At 54.7% G+C, this 5,268-nt stretch carries 6 protein-coding genes, 1 tRNA gene, 1 rRNA gene and 1 pseudogene; all 9 read left to right on the top strand.

The genetic code is table 11. The features are described 5' to 3' along the window. The first annotated feature begins 25 nt into the window (after positions 1 to 25). Positions 26 to 454, top strand: coding sequence for a 50S ribosomal protein L13 (gene rplM / locus Q7J88_RS04320; RefSeq protein WP_303720923.1), 429 nt, complete (start codon positions 26 to 28; stop codon positions 452 to 454). 9 nt (positions 455 to 463) lie between these two features. Then, complete coding sequence (gene rpsI / locus Q7J88_RS04315; protein WP_303720922.1) at positions 464 to 856, top strand: 30S ribosomal protein S9; 393 nt, start codon at positions 464 to 466, stop codon at positions 854 to 856. A gap of 307 nt (positions 857 to 1,163) precedes the next feature. Continuing rightward, on the top strand, positions 1,164 to 1,682 hold the full coding sequence (locus Q7J88_RS04310; protein ID WP_303720921.1) for a DUF6776 family protein: 519 nt from the start codon (positions 1,164 to 1,166) through the stop codon (positions 1,680 to 1,682). 44 nt (positions 1,683 to 1,726) lie between these two features. Further along, complete coding sequence (locus Q7J88_RS04305) at positions 1,727 to 2,128, top strand: polymer-forming cytoskeletal protein (RefSeq protein WP_303720920.1); 402 nt, start codon at positions 1,727 to 1,729, stop codon at positions 2,126 to 2,128. Between the two features lie 37 nt (positions 2,129 to 2,165). Continuing rightward, the gene (gene erpA / locus Q7J88_RS04300; protein ID WP_303720919.1) at positions 2,166 to 2,516 is read left to right on the top strand and encodes an iron-sulfur cluster insertion protein ErpA; all 351 of its coding nucleotides are present in this window, start codon (positions 2,166 to 2,168) and stop codon (positions 2,514 to 2,516) included. Positions 2,517 to 2,657: 141 nt separating this feature from the next. Continuing rightward, a pseudogene (locus Q7J88_RS04295) lies at positions 2,658 to 2,995 on the top strand (transposase); the annotation flags it as partial. Positions 2,996 to 3,060: 65 nt separating this feature from the next. Continuing rightward, positions 3,061 to 4,287, top strand: a complete 1,227-nt coding sequence (locus tag Q7J88_RS04290) for an IS256 family transposase (RefSeq protein ID WP_303720924.1) — start codon at positions 3,061 to 3,063, stop codon at positions 4,285 to 4,287. A 218-nt stretch (positions 4,288 to 4,505) separates the two neighbouring features. After that, a tRNA-Met gene (locus tag Q7J88_RS04285) sits at positions 4,506 to 4,582 on the top strand. Positions 4,583 to 4,843: 261 nt separating this feature from the next. Further along, a 16S ribosomal RNA gene (locus Q7J88_RS04280) occupies positions 4,844 to 5,268 on the top strand; the annotation flags it as partial.

The raw sequence follows: 5,268 nt of genomic DNA, 5'->3' as shown, positions 1-5,268 counted from the left end.
GCCCATTTTTCAGGACGGCACACACATGAAAACGTTTTCCGCCAAGCCACATGAGGTGAAGCGCGAGTGGTTTGTGGTAGACGCCACAGACAAGGTGCTCGGCCGCCTCGCAACCGAAATTGCCCGTCGTCTGCGTGGCAAGCACAAGGCTATTTATACTCCGCACGTTGATACCGGTGATTTCATCGTTGTTACCAATGTCGAAAAGATTGCCGTCACGGGCAATAAGGCGGAGGACAAAAAGTACTATCGCCATTCTGGTTATCCGGGTGGTATTTACGAGACTAGTTTCAAGAAGATGCAACAGCGTTTTCCCGGGCGTGCCCTGGAGAAGGCTGTTAAGGGCATGCTGCCCAAGGGGCCGCTGGGTTATGCCATGTTGAAGAAGCTGAAGTGCTACGCTGGTGATCAACATCCTCATACCGCTCAGCAGCCGAAAGCGCTGGATATCTAAGGGGGTAACATGGCAGAAGCTTACTTTTACGGCACTGGTCGTCGCAAGAGCGCCGTTGCTCGCGTTTTCATGAAGCGTGGTTCTGGCGTGATCATGGTTAATGGCAAGCCGGTTGATCAGTTTTTCTCCCGTGAAACGGGTCGTATGATCGTTCGTCAGCCTTTGGCGCTGGTTGAACAACTCAGTGGTTTCGACATCAAGGTCAATGTCACAGGTGGTGGTGAGTCTGGCCAGGCCGGTGCGGTCCGGCACGGAATCACTCGCGCGTTGATCGAGTTCGATGCGGCACTGAAGCCGGCGCTCTCGAAAGCTGGTTTCGTTACCCGTGATGCTCGCGAAGTGGAGCGCAAAAAGGTTGGTTTCCACAAGGCGCGTCGCCGGAAGCAATTCTCCAAGCGCTGAGTTCTCTCAGAAAGCCGCCTTCGGGCGGCTTTTTTTTTGCGAAGGCTTGTCTTAGCAGCGTGGTGGGTACTGTGGCAAAATCGCAGTGCCCGTCGTTTTGCTACTCCACTGCGATCAGATGCCCTCTCCTGCTGTAAGTTTGCGTTTGAAGCGATTCAGAAGTCGCTTTGGTATTGCTGCCCCGCGAGTGGTTGTCAGGACTGCTGTGCCGCCCAAATGGCAAATGCTCGGTGCGGCGATTATGCTGCTCCTTCTGGGATTCATATTTTGGTCGCTGTATTCGGGGCGCTTGGGGGAGAGTGAGCGTTTGGCCGAATTGAATGAGCGCTTGAATTCCCAGCAGGCGGAGTTGGTTGCTCTGCGTTCGTCAGCAGGAACGGGGCAAAGCGCGGTCAGTATGGAGCGCGCTGCACAGCGACAGCTTGCCGCAAGGCTTGCTGAGCTGGAGGCCGAGAATGCTGCGCTCAAAGAAGATATGTTGATCTTTGAGCGCTTGATACCCGTGATGGGCCAAGAGTCGGCTGTGAGGATAGAGAGCTTGCGGGTCAAGCCGGATACCGGAGGAAGGTATCGGTATCGATTGCTTTTCGCCTATCAGCCGGCGCGCAGAGGGGTGGTTTTTCAAGGCAAATACGATGTTGTGGCAATTTTCAAGGACGCCGTAGGAGTCGAGCGTAGGCAGCCTGTATCTGGTGGAGTGGAAATTCGGCACTTTCTCAGAAGGGAGGGCTGGTTTGAATTGCCCGAAGGGGCTGTCCTTTTGTCTGTGGACGCTTCGCTGTTGCAGAATGGTAAGGTTGTTGCATCGCAAAGAATGGAGTTTTGAGTGCGGGGTGTGCCTTTGTGCTCACAGTAAGCCGGAGAAATATAATGTTTGGAAAGAAGGTGCAGGGAGGCTCTCAAGCGCGAATCGATAGTTTGATCGGTGTTGGAACAACCGTGGAAGGCAAGGTTCGTTTCAGCGGCGGTTTGCGAATCGATGGCGAGGTCCGCGGCAGTGTTGAGTCCTTGGCGGTTGGGGGGGTCACCACCCTGATGGTCAGCGATCAGGCGCGCATAGAAGGTGCTGTTGCTGTTGGGCATTTGGTTCTGAATGGAACCATTGTGGGGCCGGTTTCGGTCAGTGAGACTCTGGAAATGCAACCGAAAGCCAGAATAGTCGGAGATGTTTCTTACAGTGCGATCGAAATGCATCAAGGAGCCGTCATCGAAGGGCGTTTGGTTCATGTGGACGATGCGCAACGGGAACCTATTTCCAGCGCTGAGGCCTAATGGTGACTTTTGGTTTTTTATTGTTTAGGAGTGTTTTATGAGTGAGGTTGTTGAAAGCGTGGCGCCCATCGTGTTCACCGATAGTGCAGCTAAAAAGGTGAGGGAGTTGATCGATGAGGAGGGTAACGCGGAGTTGAAATTGCGCGTGTTCGTGACCGGGGGGGGGTGTTCTGGATTCCAGTATGGCTTCACCTTTGATGAAGAGGTTGCAGACGACGATACGATGATGGAGAAGAATGGTGTGCAACTTCTCATTGATCCGATGAGCTATCAATACCTCGTTGGCGCTGAGATTGATTACACCGAAGGTCTGGAGGGCTCGCAATTCGTGATCCGCAATCCAAATGCCACCTCAACTTGCGGGTGTGGCTCCTCGTTTTCTGCATGAGTTTCCATTTCGCATGATCGGGGCGTGCAGAAGGTCTTGCTCGTGCGTAGTGAAGGTGGGGGGCGAGTGGGCCCGACGTCCCCCTGGAATTGAGTAGCGGCAGACTTTAGAGTCCAATCTTTCACGATAAGGAGATTGGACATGAAGAAGCGATTCACCGAAGAACAGATCATTGGTTTCCTGCGGGAAGCGGAGGCAGGGATGCCGGTTTCGGAACTGTGCCGCAAGCACGCCTTCTCAGAAGCGAGTTACTACCTCTGGCGCAGCAGGTTCCGCGGCATGAGTGTGTCGGACGCCAAGCGCCTCAAGGAGCTCGAAACGGAAAACACGCGCTTGCAGAAGCTGCTGGCCGAAACGATGCTGGAAAACGAGATCGCCAAAGAGGCCCTGAGAAAAAAGTGGTGAGCGCACCGTCACGGCGTGATCTGGTGCGCTATCTGATCGACAAGGGGCTTAGCGAGCGGAGGTCACTTCGCTTGAGCGTGTAAGATTTTTTGTGTAAACGGTCAGCCGGCAGGAAACTGCCACATTGCCAGGAGCGATGATGACCGTAGGAAAGAAAGCAGTACCCAAGGAGTTACTGGACAGCCTGTTGGCTGACTACCGCAAGCCGGAAGACCTGATTGGCGAGAATGGGTTGCTCAAGCAACTGACCAAGCTGCTGGTCGAGAAGGCGTTGGAAGCGGAGATGGCCGACCACCTCGGCCACGGGAAGAATGAGCCGGTAGAGAATCCTGCCGGCAATACCCGCAACGGCAAGAGCAAGAAGACCTTGAAGGGCGAGTTCGGCGAACTGCCCATTGAAATTCCCCGTGACCGCCACGGCACGTTCGAGCCACAACTGATCCCGAAGCATCAGACCCGCTGGAGCGGCTTTGACGACAAGATTCTGTCGCTCTACGCCCGAGGAATGACGGTTCGCGAGATACAGGCCCATCTTGAAGAGATGTATGGCACCGAGGTGTCGCCGACCTTGATTTCCTCCGTCACCGATGCCGTGATCGAAGAGGTGAAGGCTTGGCAGTCCCGGCCCCTGGATAGCATTTACCCCATCGTTTATCTCGACTGCATCCATGTAAAGGTCAGGGACGGCAGTGTGCGGGTCAAAGCGGTCTATCTCGCCATCGGCCTCAACATGGCCGGCGAGAAGGAAGTGCTGGGCCTATGGATCGCCCAGACCGAGGGCGCCAAGTTCTGGCTACAGGTCATCACCGAGATGAAGAACCGTGGCGTACAGGACATCTTTATTGCCTGCGTGGATGGCCTCAAGGGCTTCCCGGAGGCCATTGAGGCTGTCTACCCCCGGGCTGCCGTTCAGCTCTGTATCGTCCATATGGTGCGGCATAGCCTGAACTACGTCTCGTGGAAAATGCGACCGGAGGTCGCCGCTGACCTGAAGCGAATCTACACCTGCGCCACAGCTGACGAGGCCGAGCAGATGCTGGGCGAATTCGAGGACAAATGGGACGATGCCTACCTGCCGATCAGTCAGTCTTGGCGTCGGAACTGGCCGAGGATCATCCCGTTCTTCGACTACCCGCCGGAGATTCGCAAGGTCATCTACACGACCAATGCGATCGAATCGGTGAACATGAGCCTGCGCAAAATCACCAAGAACCGCGGCTCGTTTCCGAGCGATGAAGCACTGCTGAAACTGTTCTACCTGGCGCTGCGCAACATCAGCCGAAAATGGACCATGCCGATTCGGGATTGGAAGGCGGCGCTGACTCGCTTTACTATCCAGTTTGAAGACAGGATAAACAACGTTTAACCAAAACCCCGTTTACACAAAATTCCGGACACGCTCTCCCCTGGACTCTAAAGCCTTCTGCTACTGAAAACGGGGGGGCGTCACAGCCTTAGTAAGACTTCGTCGGGTTGCTCTGAAAAAATTCTACTTTCAACCCCAGGGGGGCGCGACATAGGGTAGAAAATTCGGGAAAGAAGTTGACACGAGACTGGGGAGGGGGCATAATTCGGCCTCTCTGACGCGGGGTGGAGCAGTCTGGCAGCTCGTCGGGCTCATAACCCGAAGGTCGCAGGTTCAAATCCTGCCCCCGCAACCAGAGCGTTTGTGTAAGCGGTGAAGAGAAAGAAATTTTTCTGAAGTGCTTGACGGAAGTGAGGAGTTGCTTCATAATCTCGCTTCTCTGCTGCTGACGAAGTTGATGCGACGGCGCGGCGGAATTGATCTTTAAAAGTTAGGACAACCGATAGGTGTGGGTGTCTTGATGCGAAGCGACTTAGGTCGCAAGAGTATTAAGGCAAATACACCGAGTAATAGGTAGAGAAATCTACCGTCAGTGAATTTGCGAGTTTGTTGGATTGAACTGAAGAGTTTGATCCTGGCTCAGATTGAACGCTGGCGGCATGCCTTACACATGCAAGTCGAACGGCAGCACGGGTGCTTGCACCTGGTGGCGAGTGGCGAACGGGTGAGTAATGTATCGGAACGTACCCTTCAGTGGGGGATAACTATCCGAAAGGATAGCTAATACCGCATATTCTCTGAGGAGGAAAGCGGGGGATCGCAAGACCTCGCGCTGATGGAGCGGCCGATATCAGATTAGCTAGTTGGTGGGGTAAAGGCCTACCAAGGCTACGATCTGTAGCGGGTCTGAGAGGATGATCCGCCACACTGGGACTGAGACACGGCCCAGACTCCTACGGGAGGCAGCAGTGGGGAATTTTGGACAATGGGGGCAACCCTGATCCAGCCATGCCGCGTGAGTGAAGAAGGCCTTCGGGTTGT

It is taken from the genome of Malonomonas rubra, assembly GCF_003247215.1.
GTDB classification, from domain to species: Bacteria; Desulfobacterota; Desulfuromonadia; order Desulfuromonadales; family Geopsychrobacteraceae; genus Malonomonas; species Malonomonas rubra_A.
The sequence above is the reverse complement of the archived record's forward strand: the minus strand, read 5'-3'. Positions and strand labels throughout refer to the sequence as shown.

Coding starts and splice junctions, on each gene's coding strand:
- rpsI (WP_303720922.1), top strand. CDS start 464: ATGGCAGAAGCTTACTTTTACGGCACTGGTCGTCGCAAGAGCGCCGTT.
- erpA (WP_303720919.1), top strand. CDS start 2,166: ATGAGTGAGGTTGTTGAAAGCGTGGCGCCCATCGTGTTCACCGATAGT.
- Q7J88_RS04305 (WP_303720920.1), top strand. CDS start 1,727: ATGTTTGGAAAGAAGGTGCAGGGAGGCTCTCAAGCGCGAATCGATAGT.
- Q7J88_RS04290 (WP_303720924.1), top strand. CDS start 3,061: ATGACCGTAGGAAAGAAAGCAGTACCCAAGGAGTTACTGGACAGCCTG.
- rplM (WP_303720923.1), top strand. CDS start 26: ATGAAAACGTTTTCCGCCAAGCCACATGAGGTGAAGCGCGAGTGGTTT.